Genomic DNA, 17775 nt, shown 5'->3' on the forward strand with positions numbered 1-17775 from the left:
CGCTTTCATATTTGCGTGAAAAATGTAAATCTCTTGTGCATATCTTTTTGTTACTTTTGATATCGATTCGGCAGTGTTTGTAATAATTGAATCAACCTTCAGCGTTATGGGAAAACATTTTTCCATACCAAGGTGAGTTTATGAGCAGAACTATTGCGCTTTTAACTGATTTTGGACTCGATGATCCTTACGTCGGCCAAATGAAAGGAATTCTTGCAGCGAAAGCTCCGAATTCCAAAATTATAGATGTCAGTCACGGGGTTGAGCCATTTTGTATTTCGCAAGGCTCTTTTTTTCTTGCGGCTGCTCTTAAACATTTTCCATCAAACACTGTATTTGTTGCTGTAGTTGACCCCGGGGTTGGAAGCGGGCGCAGAATAATTGGAATTGAACTTGGTGGTCACACGATTCTCGCTCCTGATAACGGTATAATTGAACTTGCCGAGGCCAATTCTTGCGGGTCGATGATAGTGACCGATTTAAGTGAAACTCCATGCAGCATCACGTGCTCTTCTACTTTTCACGGACGTGATATCTTTGCGCCATTAGCAGCTGAACTTGCTTGCGGAGCATCGCTGGGGTCACTTGGCCCGAAACTACCATTACGTGATGTCGTTAGAACGGGGCTTAAAAAGCCGTTATGGATGGAGCATGGAGTTGAAGCTGTTGTTTTGCACAGTGACAGGTTTGGCAATCTGGTGCTGAATATTCCGGACAGTCAAATCATGCCCGAAAGAATGTCCATGCCAGAGCGGACAGTAGCTTCAGAGTTAGATTGCTTGTCGCCTAGAGGAGCTGAAGCGCGCGCAGGTTGCGTCAGGCGGGTATCATGTTACGCAGAATTGCAGTCTGGAGCTGTCGGCCTGATCGCCGGAAGCCAAGGTTTTTACGAGCTTGCACTATATCAGGGATCTGTTTCGGATAAGCTCGGATACAAAGCTGGAGATTCCATCCGTTTGAACTGGAGTGTTTAGTTGGTGTATTAAGAATGCCTCCGGCGGTTTGACCCCTTTTGGTAAAAGGGGTCAAAACTCCCAAACTTTTTGGATGGTTGGGCTGAAGATGTTTTATTAGTTGGTGTTATGTATGGTTGTATTTAAGAAATTTTAAGGGTTATATTTGATATGAGAGATTTTTTTATTACGCTTGGTTTCATGACTCGAATCGGGCCTGTGCTTGATATCGAAGCTGAGGATTTAGCGCGCACAGTTAAGTGGATGCCACTTTGTGGACTTGTGCTTGGCGGTTTGATTGTGCTGCCTTTTTATCTTGGTTTGTTTGCTGGTAAATTCTGGGTGCAGGCATGGCTCACCGTTGCTGCGTCTGTTTATCTTACACGTGGGCTGCATTTTGATGGCATAGCAGACATTGCCGACGGGGCAGGTCCATATCCTGATCCTGTGAAGTTTTGGCGCATCATTAAGGATAGCTGTTCCGGTGTATTTGGGGTTCTTGCTGTAGCTCTTTTGCTGATGGGGCAGGTGTTCTGCTTTTATTATATTTATGAAGCGGGGGCTTATGGCGCGGCTGTCTGGGTTTTTGTCTTGGGTAGACTGGGATGTGCTATCATGTGTAGAGTGGGCAAGCCCTTTGCGAGAACGGGACAAGGTGTTCTTTTCATGAATGGTGCAGATAATTTATCTTTGATCTCTGCGTTTCTTGCTACGGCAATTATAGGGTTTATTCTCGTTGATATTAAGATGCAGTTGTTAAGTTATATATTTGCGGGTATTTGTATTTTGTTTTTATATAGACTTGCGAGAAAGGTCGCAGGGGCTAACGGAGATTTTTTGGGCGGAGCAGTCGTATTGACTGAAATGGCGGCTTTGCTCGCATTTACTGCTTAATTTTACGTTGTAATTAGCGTTATTTGGAATTGAGATGTATATGTTACGATGCTTTGGATGGGATGTTTGGATTGCGATGCTTTTTGTATGTCACTATGCTGGATATTATTTTTCAATAGATTGAGGAAAACGTATGAATGATTTGCCTACACTTAAAAAGTTCGGAGAACAGCTGGATATTCTCAAGCAGTTTTCAGAGCAGGGTGAAGTGAAAAAAGCCGGAGCTTTGGCGCAGTCTATTTTTGAAAACTATGTCTTCGTCAGGGATATGTTTCTTCGTCAGGAAGACAGACTTCTTGCCGCCGAAGATTCCCTTTCAGATAGTGAACTTAAAGCTGAAAAGCTTGAGGTTAGCTTAACGCAGGCGCTCAGTTCCTACAGTTCAGATTTCGAATTATTTGGCAAGTTCTGCCGCGCATTGGATCATGTGAATACTCTTAAGAATATTGCAGATTTGCCTAATATGCTTGATGATATTGCTGGAGAACTAGAGGTGACAAAAGTTTCGGTTGTTCTCGATCGTAAGCTTTTTGCGGGACTTCCAGATTCCGGTTTACCTACATTCTTTTTGAAAGGGTGCATGCAGTTCATTGACGCAACGCTTAAAACTGATGGCAACAGAATTTTCATAGGCCCAATTTCCAGAATGATGCGGCCTGATGTCTTTTTCGGTGATCCTGATATGGGGCCTGAAAAAGGGGGGTCGTGCTTTGCTTTCGGACTTATGAATAAATATAACCCGGATGAAATGATCGGTCTTTTGTCGATTTATGATCCTTCTGTAAGCCGCTTCAATCCTGAAATGGGTACTGATTTTCTTGAACATTTTTGCAGCTCCATCGCATCAACATTAGTAGATGTTGTTACTCATCAAAAGGCGATAGTTTTGCGAGAGGATATAGACCGAATTACCCATCATGATCTTAAGACTCCCCTCAATGCCGTGATAAATTTACCTCATCTGCTCTTGGCTGAAGAGGAGGATCCTGACAAAATTGAAATGGTTAAAGCCATCCAGGATTCCGGTTACCGCATGCTTGGGCTTATCAACCGTTCTTATGATTTATATAAATTAGAATCAGGTACTTACGACCTTGATCCAACTGATGTGAATCTTATTCCTCTTTTGCAGCGTATTGACTTAGACCTCATGGATCTAATCAAGGCAAAGAATTCTGTTTTACAAATTTTTGTGAATAAAGAGACATTTGAGGGTGGTGAGTTTTTTGTTGTCAGAGGGGAGGAGCTACTTTTGTTCTCTATGCTGGCGAATCTTATCAAGAATGCTTTTGAGGCCACGCCGGAAGGAAAGCCCGTATCAGTTGGTCTTGAGGGCGGGGACAAGAGTTCCATTATAATTCATAATTACGGAACAGTTCCTGAGCCAATGTGTAAAAATTTCTTTGAAAAATATGCAACATTCGGCAAGAAAGGCGGAACGGGGCTTGGCACATATTCAGCTAGCCTTATTGCCGGAATTCACAACGGGGAGATTAAGATGCTTTCCACAGAAGACGAAGGAACAGTTGTTACTGTGTTGATATAGCTAGTTGTAGATATATATAAATTTAAAAAGCCGGGTAGTATAACTACTCGGCTTTTTTTGTTGCTTGGGTTTGGCGATTTTAAATGTTGATCGGCAGTTTAAAGGTAAATTTGGCACCTTTTCCAGCAGTAGATTCTACCGTGAAAGTTCCGCCATGGTTTTGTGTAATAATGAAATATGAAACTGATAAACCCAAACCTGTTCCGACTCCCTCAGGCTTTGTCGTAAAGAATGGCTCGAAAACCCTTTTGCGCGTCTCTTCGTCTATTCCGGGTCCATTGTCTGAAACTTCTGTTGTGATGAAGTCTTTTTCTTGTTTTACATTGATTGTTATTCGTGCCGGGTTTTCAGGGTTTTCAACGCCACTCATTGCCTGAGCTGCATTTCCTAAAAGATTAAGCAGAACCTGTTCTATTTCAGTCCGTACACAGATTACATGTGGTAGATCTTCGGCGTAGTTAGTTCTTATATCAATTTGCTTGAAGTCGTATGTTTTTTTCAGGTCATAATCCTGTTTTGCTAAGGTTATCGCACTGTCTACCAGCTCATTTAGTTTGCACGACGTCCTGTGTGCATCCGTTTTGCGGCTGAAGTTAAGCATATTCGCAATGATTTGAGCAGATCTCTCTGCCGCATCGCGTATGCCTCTAAGCATAGTAAAAATCTTTCGCTCTTGCATGTAGTCATGGATGCTTTCAAGAGAAGTGTTATATTTGTCAGCAACTTCGATATTCTTTTTAAGCTCTGGAGAAAGACGTCTTTCGATGTTCTGTGCGCCTTGCAGAATGCCACCAAGGGGATTGTTTATTTCGTGCGCCATTCCAGCCGCCAGCCCTCCGATAGACATCATCTTTTCAGTTTGAATCATCATTTCTTCGATTCGAACGCTATCAGTAATGTCATCAATTCTGATAACAGCTCCTTCTTGCCCATCATTTGTTAATGGGTAAACAGTGATGTTCTCATAATGAGTCTGTCCATCTATTTTACGGGGAGCACGGGCTATTTCAGCAGTTTTTCCCGTCTTGATGACCGTGATGGCGCGGTCTATTTCATTTGTTAATTCAGGGAAAAGAAGTTGAAGCATTTGGCCGCATGCTTGATCGGAGGTGAGACCCGTTGATTTGGTTGCACTGGTATTCCAAAGATTTATTCTTCCGATATTGTCGATCCCGACAAGAATAGACGGCATGGAATCAATAATATTTTTTAGATGATTCCGAAGTTTAAGAAGCTCTTCTTTTGCTATAGCGTGGTCATTAACTTCTTTTTCAAGTTGTATATTTGTCATTGATAGCTCTTCCATTCCGTTTCGGATGGATTCGAGCATTTGCTTTATAACGTAGCCAAGATGTCTGGTCTCTGTAGGTCCACTTACAGGTATCTGAGTAGCAGACAGCCCGCCTTTTCCGATAGCTTGGCTTGCTTCAGTTAACTTTAAAAGAGGGTGCGCAATTTTCCTTGAAAGAATTGTTGCAAGGGCAAGGGCAAGTGCAAGAATTCCTAGAGAAAAGATAATAGTCTTATTTCTGAGAATTCGTCCGGGCTGTTCCAGTTCATCTACATAAATCGAAGAACATATGTACCAGTCCAAGGGCTCGAAATACTTTACATAAGTGCGTTTCTTAAATTTAAAATTGCCAACGTTATTTGGTGGCTTATCCCATAGGTACTCATGTACTCCGGTTTTGTTGGCAGATTCAATAAGCTCTTCACCTATTAACCTTCCCGTTTGTGGATTTCGTAATGTTGAAGTTGTCGTGTTCGCATATGTTGGGTGAACCAGCAATTCTTGCGTGCCGGTAAAGATGAATACGTATCCGCTTTTGCCAATTTTGATTTGAGCAAAAGAAGTTCGTAGTTCATGGAGTATCGCGTCAAATCTTTTGCGAACATCTTCTTCCAGATCGTCCACATAAAGGCCGGAACCTATAATCCAGTTCCATTCTTTAAAAAGTTGCACATAAGAAAGTTTCGGTTGGTCTTTGGAAAGCCCTTCAGGAGTTGGCTTTGGCCAGAAATAATCTACATAACCTGATCCGCTTTTTTCACATATATCGCGAAATGCTGAGAAAAGATTTTTTTTAATTCCAAGCGCACAGTCAAAGCGTGGATTGTCAAGAATTGTCCCGTCCAATTCCGGCAGTGTCGCGTGCATTATCATACTTGGGAAAGGGGTCTTTGTGTCGTTAACCCAAATGTAACCGACCCCATCATCGTATCGCATGTTTTTGAGTTGTTCTATGCTTAGAGACTTAGCTTCCTTTTCGGTAAGCTTTCCTTCTTTATACTTGGTGTAGTTTAAAAGTACGGCGCCATATGCAATGCCGACAACCGCTTTGAGTTCCTTTTTGCGTCTATCAAGAGCTGCTTTTTCGGAGAAAAGTAAACTTTGGTATTCGTTTGAGACATTAAGCAGAGTTGAATCAATGAGAGCTTGGGCCGCGTCATATTGAGACTTATAAGCTGAGCTGGATAATTCTCGTTGCGCAAAGTAAGTAATACCAACTGTTGTGGTAATTACTAGCCCGGCTACAAAAAGAAGTATGATCGCTCTCATCGATTTAAACATAAAGGGTTTCCTAACTTTCAATCAGAATTTGAGAACCTCGAAAAATATTTTACCTGAAAGAATTATTATAACAAGTATAACAAAAAAGATCTGTTAGGGCAGCTTCTTATTGTGTTTGAAAAAACTTTTGAGGTATAATCCTCTATAATGCAAAGTTGAAAGCTTTTTCCGGTCCATCAAGTAGTAAAAATGAAATGGCTTTTATTCTTATTATTCCGCATTCAGGGCCTGCAAATATTTCAGTTATGGCTGGGTTTACTTTGGCTATTGATTCTAAGATTTCTTCTCGCTGACTTGTGCCGGAAACAGGGATAAAGTTCCCTGTAATAGTCAGGGCTTTAATTTTATCGCGGCTTGTTTCAATTTTGCCGTCCCGATTATCGATAAGCAGGCTTACTGCGGTATTTTTCATAATATTATCCCACTTGTGGCTGTGCTTGCTACTGACCATGAAAATTTCTCTTCGGTCTTCAGAGCTGGCATATGTCATGAGCGAAGTGTAAGGTCCTGGTTCCCCCTGAGTGGCGAGAACCAGAATGTTGTTGTTCTTGATAAGCTCAAGGCAAGTATCTATTTTGTGTTGTTTATTAGGCATATGAGCTCACTGTGGTTTTATTCAAAGAGATTTTTTTGACCTTCAATTAGATCTGTGATCACCGAAGAATCTGAGAGTGTGGAGGTATCTCCGAACTCGCTCTCTCCCGAGGCTATTTTGCGTAATATTCTACGCATTATCTTTCCGGAACGGGTCTTGGGAAGTCCCTCGGAGAATTGAATTACTTCAGGAACAGCAATTTGACCAATTTCTTTGCGAATCCATTCTCGCAATAAATCGCCCATTTCATCATCTTCATTCAGCCCAGAGCGCAAAGTCACGTATGCGTAAATAGATTGTCCTTTTATCTCATGGGGGACACCAACTACTGCCGCTTCTGTCACATCCGGGTGCGCCACAAGGGCTGACTCAATTTCTGAGGTTCCCAGTCTGTGGCCTGATATATTAATGACATCATCAAGTCTGCCCATTATCCATACATAGCCATCTTCATCTATCCTTGCTCCATCACCTGTTTCATACATACCGGGGAACCGTTCGAAGTAGGTTCTGTGGCATCTTTCTGCATCGCCATGAATAGTTTGCAGCATTCCAGGCCATGGGTCTTTTATAACGAGGTGTCCGCCTTCGTTTACGTCTGCGGGAGTTCCGTCACTGCGAATTACAGTCACATTTATACCGGGCAACGGTTTTGCGGCTGAGCCTGGTTTCAGTTTGGTTGCGTAGGGTAGCGGGGATATCAAAATCCCACTTGTTTCGGTTTGCCACCATGTATCGAGCAGGGGCAGTTTTCCTTTACCTACGTGTTGGTGATACCACATCCATACTTCGGGATTGATGGTTTCTCCAACTGTGCCGAGTATTCTCAGTGAAGAAAGATCATATTTATCAGTCCACTGTTCGCCTTCGCGCATGAGCGCTCTGATGGCAGTTGGAGTCGTATAGAAAATATTTACGCCGAATTTATTCACAATTTTCCAGAATCTGTCAGGTCTTGGATATGTCGGGACTCCCTCAAACATAAGGGTTGTCGCGCCAAGAGCCAGAGGCCCGTATACAGTATAGCTGTGTCCGGTTACCCATCCTAGATCTGCGGTACACCAGTGAACATCATCGTCTTTAATATCGAAAACCCATTGGGAGGTGTGCGCCACGCTGGTCATATATCCACCTACCGAGTGGACAATACCTTTAGGTTTTCCAGTGCTTCCTGATGTATAAAGTATGAAAAGAGGTTCGCCGGATTTCAGTGAGACTGGTGTGCAATGGTCCGGGATATCTTTGGCAGCCATTTCTTCGTGCCACCAGGTGTCTCGTCCTTCAATAAAATCTATTTCAGATTCAGTTCTTTTAACAACAATGACCTGTTCAATGGACGGGCAGGAGAATAGAGCCTCATCAACATTCTTTTTCAGGGGAATAGTTTTTCCGCCTCTGAATACTCCATCTGCAGTGATGAGTACTTTGGCGTCACAATCTAAAATGCGGTTTTGTAGGCTGATTGCTGAAAAACCTGCAAAAACAACAGAATTTACCGCTCCGATTCTAGCACACGCGAGCATGGCTATTACGAGTTCCGGAACCATAGGGAGGTATATTGCTATGCGGTCGCCTTTACTTATGCCCATTTTTTTCAGGACATTCGCAAATCTGCAAACTTCACGGTGCAGCATTTGATAAGTGAAGACTGTAACATCTTCTTCCGCTTCGCCCTGCCATACGAGAGCTGCTTTATTTCTGCGTCCATCGGTTAGATGGCGATCTAGGCAGTTGTATGAGGCGTTTAGTCGGCCGCCTTCGAACCATTTATATTCATGTTTTTCCGGGTCGGCAACGAGGGTTGTGCGAAAGTCACGATTCCAGTGAAGCAGTTCCCGTGCTCTTTCCGCCCAGAATTTTTCAGGATCATTCGCAGCTTTCAGATATGCTTCATCATATTCTTCTCTGCCACTGATAAATGCCTGATCTTGCATATCCTGTGGAGGATCAAAAGTTCTTTCTTCAGTCATCAGGTGTTCGATGGATTTTTCTCTCATATTTTTACTCTGGAACTTCCTGTCTTGTTCTTGTTTGTGCACTCCAATTAAATATATACTGTTTCTACCAAGTTGGATAGTGCTGTCCTGTCAATTTCAATCCTGATTGTTTTCTGCTACTAATTATTGCTCAGGGTAGGTTTCTACTTGATAATGGTTTCAATACATAGGTATGACGAGATATAGATAATTTTCATTACCTGAATTTTAAAAAGAGGCTTTCATGAGTGTTGTTAATCTGGAGTTCTTGTTTCAGCCTAGATCCATAGCCGTTATCGGTGCTACCAACGAGCCTGACAATCCCGGCAATATTCTTATGCGAAACCTTATGGGGGGAGGATTTCTTGGTCCTGTTATGCCTGTAAGTGTTAACGTTGAGGCTATTTCAGGAGTTCTTACCTATAAGGATGTCGATGCACTTCCGAAAGTCCCCGACCTTGCAATCATCTGTCGTCCGCTTGAAGAATGCCCTGAAATTTTGGCGAAACTCAGTGCGCGGGGGGTTAAAGCTTCCGCTTTGATCGGTCCCGGATTCAGCAAAATGTCTGAAGATGACAAAATTAAGCTGAGTCGTGAACTGATGACTGCGGCAAATTCTCCGCATATGAGAATTTTGGGCCCTAAAAGTTTAGGTTTTATCATACCATCATTAAATTTGAACGCCAGTATAGCTCCGCTTCCTGCGAAGGCCGGAAAAATAGCTTTTGTTTCTCAGTCGGATAGCTTTATTCCTACTGTTTTAGACTGGGCGCATACCAATGATATTGGTTTTTCACATGTTATTTCAATGGGAAGCCGGATTGATTTAACCTTTGGTGATATATTAGATTACCTTGGGTCTGATTCGCAGACGCGCTCCATTTTACTTTATATAGAGTCTATTAATGATGCCAGAGACTTTATGTCAGCTGCTCGTGCGGCCTCTCGTAATAAGCCTGTTTTGGTTATCAGGCCCGGGCAGGCTCTTCAGCATGTGACTCAAGAACTTTCGCAACTTGGCGGGACTATGAGCGCCAGATCTGACGAAGTTTTCGATGTAGCTTTTCGCCGGGCTGGAATGTTGCGAGTGCAAACTATTGATGGCCTTTTTGATGCGGCACAGACGCTTGCCAGTCTTCGCCAGCCTGTGCGGGGAAATCGTCTTGCTATTATTGCAAATGGTACAAGTGCAGGGCTTACTGCGGCTGATGGTCTCATAAGGCGTGGTGGTAAATTAGCACAACTTTCAGATGAGACGATAACTAAGCTGGATGAAGTTTTTGACGGGGCATGGGGTAAATCTAATCCGGTAATTATTGGATTTGATAGTCCGGGAGAGGAGTATCTGGATGCTGTAAAAGTCCTTATTAAAGATAAGGGCGTAGACGCGGTACTCGTTGTAAATGTTCCGTTTGCTGGTTTTTCAGGGGTGAAAATAGCTGAAACTCTTGCTACTGGCCTTAAAAAGATAAGGCGGATGGTGCTTACTTCATGGCTGGGTTCGGGGATATCCCGCAAATCCAGACGTGTATTTTCTCAGGCGGGTATACCTACCTATGACAGCGCAGATCAAGCTGTTCGTGCCTTTATGTATATGGCTGAATATCAGCGAAATCAGGAGCTACTCACTGAGACTCCTGACTCTTTGCCATCTGACTTTTTCCCCGACACCACAACCGCCCGTGAGATTGTTAGAAAAGCTCTTTCCGAAGGGCGTGAGGATTTAAATGATCCTGAATCTCATAGAGTTTTAGCGGCCTATGGGCTACCTGTTGTTGAGACCAAAATAGCTATTTCTGCCCGTGAAGCGGTTATTGCCGCAGACGAGCTTGGGTGTCCTGTAGCTCTTAAAATCCGCTCCCCGCAAATCAGTCAGCCTTATGATGTCGGTGGGGTTGTGCTTGATTTGGAAAGCCCTGAAAAAGTGTGGGAAACCGCAGCTACTATGCTGACCCGAGTGAACAGACAGAGGCCGGACGCTTATATTGAAGGGTTCACTGTCCAGAAAATGGGCAGAAGGTCCAGAGCTCATGAATTGTTTATTTCTGCGTCGGTTGATCCCACCTTCGGCCCGATTATACATTTTGGCCACGGCGGTATGACCCGCGAAGTTGTTCGGGATCAGGCTATAGCAATGGTTCCTCTGAATATGAGTCTTGCGCGTGAGCTTATCAGTCGTACGCGTATTTTCAGGCTTCTTTCTGGAACGCCAACGCAGCCTCCCATAGATATTGAAGATTTATGTTTAACCTTGATTCAGGTTTCACAGCTTTTCATTGATATTCCGCAGATTGTAAATCTTGATATCAATCCGCTTTATGCCGATGATACAGGGGTTCTCGCTCTGGGCGCTAAGATAAGAGTTGCCGAATGCGGAGAGAATTGCCCCGAACTGGCAATTAGACCGTATCCAAGGGAGCTTGAAGAGTGCGTGGTGCTCAAGGACAATAGGCAGGTTACACTGCGGCCGATCAGACCTGAGGATGAGCCGGCGCATTATGCCTTTCTTGCACAGGTCTCTGATGAAGATATGCGTATGCGTTTCTTCGGAGTTGTGCGCAGAGATTTCGACCACAAAGATATGTCCCGGTTCACTCAGATCAATTATGATCGGGAAATGGCATTCATTGCAACTGCGATAGGAAGTTCTGGGCTGCCGGAGACACTTGGAGTTGTCCGGACTTCAACTAAACCTGATAACTCTGAAGCTGAATTTGCTATTGTCATCAGGTCAGATTTGAAGGGGTCGGGACTGGGAAGCATGTTGTTTCATAAAATTATCAGGTATACCCGCGAACGTGCTACTCACTGGCTTGTCGGTCAGACTTTATTTGAGAATAAGGCTATGCAGGGATTGTCGCGCAAGTTTGGATTTGAAATCAGTGAGAATTACGAGGAAGATCTTGTGGAAATGAGGCTGGATTGCTCTAAAGAAGCAGGAAGCAACTAGTCACGGACGAGCCATTTTATCCTGATTAATAAGAAGCTGAAGGATCTAAAAAGGCCCCTGTCGAATTTTCATTCGACAGGGGCCTTATACCTTTTTAAGTATGTAACCGTAATAGATTTACAACAACCACCATACTGCGGCGAGGCCTGTCAGTGACATGGTTATAGTGTATGGGAAAGCAAGCTTAACCATTTCCCCGTAAGAGAGCCTGATAAGAGGCGCAACTGCGGAAGTAAGTAGGAACAAGAATGCTGCCTGTCCGTTAGGAGTAGCAACACTCGGAATGTTTGTTCCTGTGTTGATTGCTACTGCAAGTAGGTCAAACTGAGCTTGATCGATAGCACCGCTAAGGAAAGCCGCTTTAGTTTCGGATATGTATACTGTCGCAACAAATACGTTATCAGAAATCATGGAGAGCACGCCGTTTGCCAAGTAATAGGCTGCGAGTTGAACTTTACCTTCCAAGCCTAACACGTAGTGAATGACTGGAGAGAATAAGTGCTGCTCATGAATAACCGCAACGATGGAGAAAAAGACTACCAACAGTGCGGTAAACGGAAGAGCTTCTTCAAATGCATGGCCGATACGATGTTCCTCAGTTACTCCGTTAAGAGCAGTAAGAACAACGATGATAGCCAGCCCGATCAGACCAACTTCTGCAACATGTAATGCAAGACCAAAGATCAAGAATACTGCCGCACATGCTTGAATTATTAGTGCAGCCTTCTTCTTCAAAGTCATTTTTGCGTCATTCTTGCGGTCTTCTTCTTCAAGAATGCCACGAACGTTGTCTGGGAGCTTATAGCCATATCCAAAGATACCTGTGACTTCAAGCATAAGACAAGTTAGTAGTCCGACTGCCAATACAGGCATGGAGACAGGAGCTGTTCTCATGAAGAACTCAACAAACTGCCAGTCCATAACGTGACCGATAAGCAGGTTCTGAGGCTCACCAACGATAGTACAAACTCCACCAAGAGCGGTACCGACTGCACCATGCATCATAAGGTTTCTTAGGAAACCTCTGAACTCTCCTAGATGACTTACGCATTCACCTCTAAGGAGATTATCATCTGTTAGAGAACAGGAACCCGTTGATGCGAATTTATGGTAAACTGCATAAAATCCGTATGCAACTGCAATGAGAACTGCGGTAACAGTCAATGCATCAAGGAACGCAGATAGGAACGCTCCTGAGAAACAGAACAGCAATGATATTACAATTTTCGATTTGATGCGGATGAGGATCTTTGTGAAGGCATACCTGAGCATGTCCTGCATAAAGTAGATACCTGCAACCATGAACATCAAAAGGAGAATAACCGGGAAGTTATGTGCTGTTTCGTTGTAAACAGACTGAGGGGAAGCCATGCCCAGAGCAATAGCCTCAATGGCAAGCAAACCACTAGCTGGTAGTGGATAACACTTTAGAGCCATTGCAAGTGTGAAAATGAATTCAGCAATCAAAACCCAACCAGTTACGAAGGGTCCGGCAACGGCTAGAAGGATTGGGTTGAGAACAAGAAAACCGATGATGGTTAACTTATACCAATCAGGCGAATTGCCTAGAAAGTTTTTTTGCATTGCCTGCGAAATTGTTTTGGGCACGAGTTGCTCCTTTTACCTTGTTGTTTTAGTTATTACTAGGATCGACTTGATCCCTACAGTTCGCTAGGTTCCAGTGGGTCGATTGATAGTTCTGGGTAGAGTCCTTTCAAATCTCCTTCCGGATATGGCTGGAGAATGTTGAAAGAAATGTCCTGAGTTTGCTGTGCGTGTCCCGCTGTTTCCTCTGAACCATCCCAGAATGCACCGTTGCACTCAAGAATGTGCTCAATACGGTGAGCGAAACCATCTACAAATTTTGATCCAATACCTTCAAAAGTCATGTCGCCAAGGCGGAATTGACCTTTAAGAGCAGCAAAGTCAGCAAGAGGAATGGATTGAAGCTCGAGATCTTTCTGTTTGCTAAGAAATCCCCAAACTAATGAATTTTCGGGGATAGTGATTGGTTCTGCTGCATCTATTATTGTGTGAGGCATGATAATAGATCCTGCCCCTACTTCGATTTGACTTTCTTTTTTGCCGTTCAAAAATGAGTTGAACCCAACAAAACAGTTCTTATGCAGGTGGCTGTAAATAACTTTTCCACCGTGAGCTGTTACATCGTAACCATCGTAGGTTGAGTTTATGATGTAGCAGTTTTCCTGAGCATTTGAGCCTGGTCCGAGAGTTGAGTTCTCAAGGTAAGCACGCTGGGCCACAATGACATTTTTGTCTACTTTGCAGTCGCCCTTGATAACGGCATAAGGACTGACGGAGGCCCCTTCTGGAACATCAATCATAGCATCGGGGTTAACGGCAGAGTATATCGGGATGAAATCTTCTTTTCTTTCGTCAAAGAAGTCCATCAATATACCCACAGGCTTATTGTCTTCCATGCGTATGTATTGCTCAAGAACTTCCTTGGGGTACTGGTAGTTAAACTCAAAAGCTCCACTGGCTTTGACCCATATACGACCCGGAAGGATGCGCTTGTGGGACAATTCTCCTGCCTGAACATAAGAGTAGGCTCCTATGGCACAGTCATGACAGATAGAAAGGTCTACTGTTGCGAAAGGCTCAAGGAAACAGCCTTCGACAGATGTTCCGTGAATGTTTGCATAATGCAAAGATACGGTGTTTGAGATTTTGAATACTTCGAGATTTTCAGGGTCGTGAGAGTTATTATGTACAAGAGTTTTCAAGAGAAAACTGTCTCTGATATAAATTACTTCATCGTCACGTAGTCTTATGCTGTGTCCATTACATTCGACGACATGCCCTTTTCGCTTGAGTTCATCTCCGCGAATGTCGCTTTTGTATAGTATGGAGTGGTCTACAACACACTTGCCTAGAAAGTATGTTCCCCCAATACTTGAATGTCTGAAATGAAATTTCAAAGGGTGGGTGGAGGTTAGTGAGTAGAACGCATAGTAGATAGCAAAGCTGTCTTTTGGGAGGAGCCCTTTAACATAAGGGCCAACGTCTACAAGTGGTTCGCGTAGATTGATATTAACGCGGTGCACAATGTGATCGATGAGCTTGTTTAGCTGTTTCATTTTTTCCTTCTCGCTTTTTGGGTGCCGGAAGTCGTAGGTGGAAACCGGAACTGGTTGATATAAGTCGGGCGGCTCCGGCATGTGCCGAAACCGCCTAGGCTTCATCTTGATGAACCCCTATACCTTGATATTGCTAGCCGGGCAAGGTTACAGGCATTCCCATCATTGGCCAGAGGACCAGAACTGCAATTCCAGTTACTACTAGCAGCATTATGCTGGCTGGAATCCCGTATAAGAAGAACTCACCAGTGGTGAATTGGCCTGAATCGTAAGCAATGGCGTTTGGTGCTGCGCCGACGAGGAGCAGGAATGGCATACCTGCAACAACGAGTGCTACAAAAAGGATTACTTCAGGGGCAACTCCGAGGTACGGAGCGATAACCAGAGCAACAGGGAGCGAGATCGCTATCGCGGCCACATTCATAATGAAGTTGGTCATCATGAGGACGAAGAACGCAATGGACATAACAAACACGAACCAGTGAGAGTTCTGAAAGATTGTCAGCCAGTTAACAGCCATCCACTTAGCTGCGCCTGTTTCCCATAGACAGAAACCGATGGACATCGCTCCAGCGAAAAGGAGAATGATATTCCAAGGGATATCTTCGAGATCGTCGATATCCAGAATTTTGAAGATAAAGAACGATATGGAAGAGACCAAGATCAGAGCTGTTTTATCAATCGCCTTGAGTTCAGGAATAAAGGATCTAAGGCTCATGATGACAATAATGGAGCCGACAAGAACAGCTGCCATGATTTCGTCACGGCTAAGTGGGCCCATCTGCTTATTGAGCTCTCTAGCTTTTTCACGAAGTCCCGGAATGGTCGCTTTTTCAGGCTTCAGGAAGATCATGAAGAATCCCCAAAGCAGGAATACCATAGCCCAGCCGACAGGGGCCATATAGTAAGTAAGCTCGAAGAAGGTGACATCCTTTCCAAGAATCTCCTGGAAGAACCCGATGGCGACAGCTCCGCGAGCAGCACCAAGCAAGGTTACAATAGAACCCGCTCCAGCTACATAGGCCATGCCCATGAAGAGCCCTTTACCAAACTTCGTAGGCTTATCGCCTTCTCCGTAAAGACCGTAAATGGCGAGGAGAAGTGGGTAGATGGTCGCTGCTACTGCGGTGTGAGCCATAATATGGGTCAGCAGGGCGGTAACGACGAAAACTCCGAGATAAATATTTTTTGTCTTCTCACCGACAACCATGAGCATCTTGTATGCAAGGCGCTTGGTAAGTCCGGTCTTGGTGAAAACAAGTCCAATCATAATGGATGCGAAGATAAAGAGAACTGACGGGTCCATGAAATCTTTAAAAGCGACCTTGGCAGGGCGAATAAAGAACATGGCCTGTAGTACGCCAATGGCAAGTGAAGTTACGCCAATCGGCACAACCTCGAAGACCCACCATGTACCAGCGAGGAGAAATACGCCGATAGCGCCTTTAGCCTCTTTGGAAAGGACGAAATGCTCGCCCATGGGGTCAATTGCATCTGGCCATGCCGGACAATAGTAGACAATGGCAAATAGGGCTACACCGAGCAGCATGAAGAATAGTCTTTTGAAATCGAAAGATTTTGGTTGTGATAGAGTTGCTGTGCTCATATCTTAATTACTCCTTGAAATTATCCGTAGTTGCGATTTCACAGGCGAGAATGGAATCACGCACTTTCTCAAAGACATCACCTAAGCGAAGAACGCCTGTGATTCTGTCATCTTTCCGAACTAATAGTGGCTGCTGAGCTCCAACTATATATGCGTGCAGAGCTTTATCGAGCTTGTCCTCTTCTCCTACAATGTCAGCTTGTTCCGGAGTGTGCATTATGTCGCTAACTTTAATCCCGCCGATACGCTGGCAAAGTGAGTTGAATGGCTCAGACCAGAGGTTAAAATCTTTGAAAACTTTTTGAACGTAACTTTTATCTAAAAATCCACTCGGGTTTTTTGACAAAAGCTTTAAGTAGGAAGGTTCCATGTGCTTAAAAATATCAAGCATTGTGACCATTCCAACAACCTTACCATCGGCTCCTTCAACAAGAAGATCGCGATGCGGATGGGAAAGATTCTTGTCTTTACTTTCTTTCACGAGCTCCATCATGGCCGCGTGTACTGATGTGTCTTCTTTTACCCGGCTGTATTCAACCACTGGGATCATAAGATCACTAACTTTTAAATTATTCATGTAAACCCCTGTATTAGTTGTTCGGTCAAAACTATTGTAGCTACGCCTTTTCACTTGCGGCTCTCAGCAATGTCTTTGTGAGCGCTGCAATATCAACCGGTACTTGAATTTCAGCACATGCCCCAAGATTCATTGCTTCTATTGAGAGCTGAATCTTACTGTGCCGATTAATTAAAATAACTTTTAAATCAGGAACAATTGTCGAAATCTTTTTCATAAACTCAAGAGAACTTCTTCCAAACCCGGATAGTCCCAGAACAATCGCGTCTACTCCGCATTCTTTTGCAAGCTTCTCCGCTTCACTGAGATATCCTGAACCAATGACTTCAAGCCCTTCGCTTTCCAGTCGCTGAAGGAGATGCTCACGAAATTCTGCGTCACTTTCAACAATCATTATTTTCATTTGGCCGACTGTTGGTTTTGTTGCATCTCCGGGGAATCGGTTTTTTGCAACATTGGCATTGTTAAAGCACTCAGTGTGCCACAAGAAATAAAACAATGCATAACAGGTTCTTAGGTGTTGAGGAAGAGTTTTGCTTTCTTTTTGGTGAGACAATATGCGACATAATGAGACTGCAGTGTAGAAACAAAATGAAACACTGTGCGACATAAATCAAATTGTGGTGGAAATATTATTGGATATATAGGTGCTTACGAGAAGGGTATTAGACGTTGTAAAAGTTCATTCCAGTCGAAAGTGTCTCGTTTTTGTGAGCTTCTAAAACTTTTTTCACAGGTCCGATTACGTCGTCGAAGACGTTGATTTCTTTCCATGTAAGGTACTGGTAATGCTCATCTCCAATTCCTCCGCAAATTACAGCGTCTGCATTGGCCGATGTCGCAAGGGCGCATAGGTCGTCTGCGGACGCTTGCGGTAGAACTATTATCCTTTCGTAATAGTTGGAGTTAGATTTTATCTCGACCAAAAGGACATCCGTAGCCAAGTCAAAGCGGGGAGCTACATCGTCGTGAAAAAGTGGGATAAGTATTTTTTTATCCATTAGG

The 17775-nt window shown here is 43.8% G+C and carries 13 protein-coding genes; 4 read left to right on the top strand and 9 right to left on the bottom strand.

Annotated elements, in window-relative coordinates; translation table 11 throughout:
- The first annotated feature begins 140 nt into the window (after positions 1–140).
- From BR06_RS0115140 to BR06_RS0115150, 3 genes are all read left to right on the top strand, one after another.
- The gene (locus BR06_RS0115140) at positions 141–974 is read left to right on the top strand and encodes an SAM hydrolase/SAM-dependent halogenase family protein (RefSeq protein WP_031484545.1); all 834 of its coding nucleotides are present in this window, start codon (positions 141–143) and stop codon (positions 972–974) included.
- 150 nt (positions 975–1124) lie between these two features.
- On the top strand, positions 1125–1847 hold the full coding sequence (locus BR06_RS0115145; protein WP_031484548.1) for an adenosylcobinamide-GDP ribazoletransferase: 723 nt from the start codon (positions 1125–1127) through the stop codon (positions 1845–1847).
- Between the two features lie 133 nt (positions 1848–1980).
- The gene (locus tag BR06_RS0115150) at positions 1981–3393 is read left to right on the top strand and encodes a sensor histidine kinase (RefSeq protein ID WP_031484550.1); all 1413 of its coding nucleotides are present in this window, start codon (positions 1981–1983) and stop codon (positions 3391–3393) included.
- Between the two features lie 79 nt (positions 3394–3472).
- Here BR06_RS0115150 and BR06_RS0115155 read toward each other — a convergent pair whose 3' ends face one another.
- The 3 genes from BR06_RS0115155 to acs all read right to left on the bottom strand — a co-directional run bounded on the left by BR06_RS0115155 (position 3473) and on the right by acs (position 8557).
- Entirely contained in the window at positions 3473–5965 is a 2493-nt protein-coding gene (locus BR06_RS0115155) for a cache domain-containing protein (protein WP_031484553.1), read from the bottom strand.
- A 142-nt stretch (positions 5966–6107) separates the two neighbouring features.
- Positions 6108–6560: a pyridoxamine 5'-phosphate oxidase family protein gene (locus BR06_RS19365; protein ID WP_034603069.1), complete on the bottom strand. Its 453-nt coding sequence runs from the start codon at positions 6558–6560 to the stop codon at positions 6108–6110.
- A gap of 17 nt (positions 6561–6577) precedes the next feature.
- Entirely contained in the window at positions 6578–8557 is a 1980-nt protein-coding gene (gene acs, locus BR06_RS0115165; RefSeq protein ID WP_031484557.1) for an acetate--CoA ligase, read from the bottom strand.
- A gap of 223 nt (positions 8558–8780) precedes the next feature.
- Here acs and BR06_RS0115170 point away from each other — a divergent pair, with 223 nt between their 5' ends.
- A complete protein-coding gene (locus BR06_RS0115170) occupies positions 8781–11486 on the top strand; it encodes a bifunctional acetate--CoA ligase family protein/GNAT family N-acetyltransferase (RefSeq protein WP_031484559.1) in 2706 nt (901 codons plus the stop codon).
- 117 nt (positions 11487–11603) lie between these two features.
- Here the strand turns inward: BR06_RS0115170 and nhaB are convergent, their stop codons facing one another.
- The 6 genes from nhaB to BR06_RS0115200 form a co-directional block, all read right to left on the bottom strand.
- Complete coding sequence (nhaB, locus tag BR06_RS0115175) at positions 11604–13094, bottom strand: sodium/proton antiporter NhaB (protein WP_031484561.1); 1491 nt, start codon at positions 13092–13094, stop codon at positions 11604–11606.
- A 53-nt stretch (positions 13095–13147) separates the two neighbouring features.
- Positions 13148–14587, bottom strand: a complete 1440-nt coding sequence (locus BR06_RS0115180; RefSeq protein ID WP_031484563.1) for a transferase — start codon at positions 14585–14587, stop codon at positions 13148–13150.
- Between the two features lie 133 nt (positions 14588–14720).
- A complete protein-coding gene (locus BR06_RS0115185) occupies positions 14721–16193 on the bottom strand; it encodes an SLC13 family permease (RefSeq protein ID WP_031484565.1) in 1473 nt (490 codons plus the stop codon).
- Positions 16194–16200: 7 nt separating this feature from the next.
- Positions 16201–16770, bottom strand: coding sequence for a CBS domain-containing protein (locus tag BR06_RS0115190; protein WP_031484567.1), 570 nt, complete (start codon positions 16768–16770; stop codon positions 16201–16203).
- Between the two features lie 40 nt (positions 16771–16810).
- Complete coding sequence (locus BR06_RS0115195) at positions 16811–17173, bottom strand: response regulator (RefSeq protein WP_031484568.1); 363 nt, start codon at positions 17171–17173, stop codon at positions 16811–16813.
- Positions 17174–17435: 262 nt separating this feature from the next.
- Complete coding sequence (locus BR06_RS0115200) at positions 17436–17771, bottom strand: NifB/NifX family molybdenum-iron cluster-binding protein (RefSeq protein ID WP_031484570.1); 336 nt, start codon at positions 17769–17771, stop codon at positions 17436–17438.
- Positions 17772–17775: the final 4 nt, after the last annotated feature.

Origin of the sequence: Maridesulfovibrio frigidus DSM 17176, assembly GCF_000711735.1 — a bacterium.
GTDB classification, from domain to species: domain Bacteria; phylum Desulfobacterota; class Desulfovibrionia; order Desulfovibrionales; family Desulfovibrionaceae; genus Maridesulfovibrio; species Maridesulfovibrio frigidus.

Excerpts from the sequence above, each read along its gene's own strand:
- BR06_RS0115140 (WP_031484545.1), top strand. The coding sequence starts at position 141 with ATGAGCAGAACTATTGCGCTTTTAACTGATTTTGGACTCGATGATCCT.
- BR06_RS0115190 (WP_031484567.1), bottom strand. The coding sequence starts at position 16,770 with ATGAATAATTTAAAAGTTAGTGATCTTATGATCCCAGTGGTTGAATAC.
- BR06_RS0115200 (WP_031484570.1), bottom strand. The coding sequence starts at position 17,771 with ATGGATAAAAAAATACTTATCCCACTTTTTCACGACGATGTAGCTCCC.
- BR06_RS0115150 (WP_031484550.1), top strand. The coding sequence starts at position 1,981 with ATGAATGATTTGCCTACACTTAAAAAGTTCGGAGAACAGCTGGATATT.
- BR06_RS0115170 (WP_031484559.1), top strand. The coding sequence starts at position 8,781 with ATGAGTGTTGTTAATCTGGAGTTCTTGTTTCAGCCTAGATCCATAGCC.
- BR06_RS0115155 (WP_031484553.1), bottom strand. The coding sequence starts at position 5,965 with ATGTTTAAATCGATGAGAGCGATCATACTTCTTTTTGTAGCCGGGCTA.
- BR06_RS19365 (WP_034603069.1), bottom strand. The coding sequence starts at position 6,560 with ATGCCTAATAAACAACACAAAATAGATACTTGCCTTGAGCTTATCAAG.
- BR06_RS0115195 (WP_031484568.1), bottom strand. The coding sequence starts at position 17,173 with ATGAAAATAATGATTGTTGAAAGTGACGCAGAATTTCGTGAGCATCTC.
- acs (WP_031484557.1), bottom strand. The coding sequence starts at position 8,557 with ATGAGAGAAAAATCCATCGAACACCTGATGACTGAAGAAAGAACTTTT.
- BR06_RS0115180 (WP_031484563.1), bottom strand. The coding sequence starts at position 14,587 with ATGAAACAGCTAAACAAGCTCATCGATCACATTGTGCACCGCGTTAAT.
- BR06_RS0115145 (WP_031484548.1), top strand. The coding sequence starts at position 1,125 with ATGAGAGATTTTTTTATTACGCTTGGTTTCATGACTCGAATCGGGCCT.
- BR06_RS0115185 (WP_031484565.1), bottom strand. The coding sequence starts at position 16,193 with ATGAGCACAGCAACTCTATCACAACCAAAATCTTTCGATTTCAAAAGA.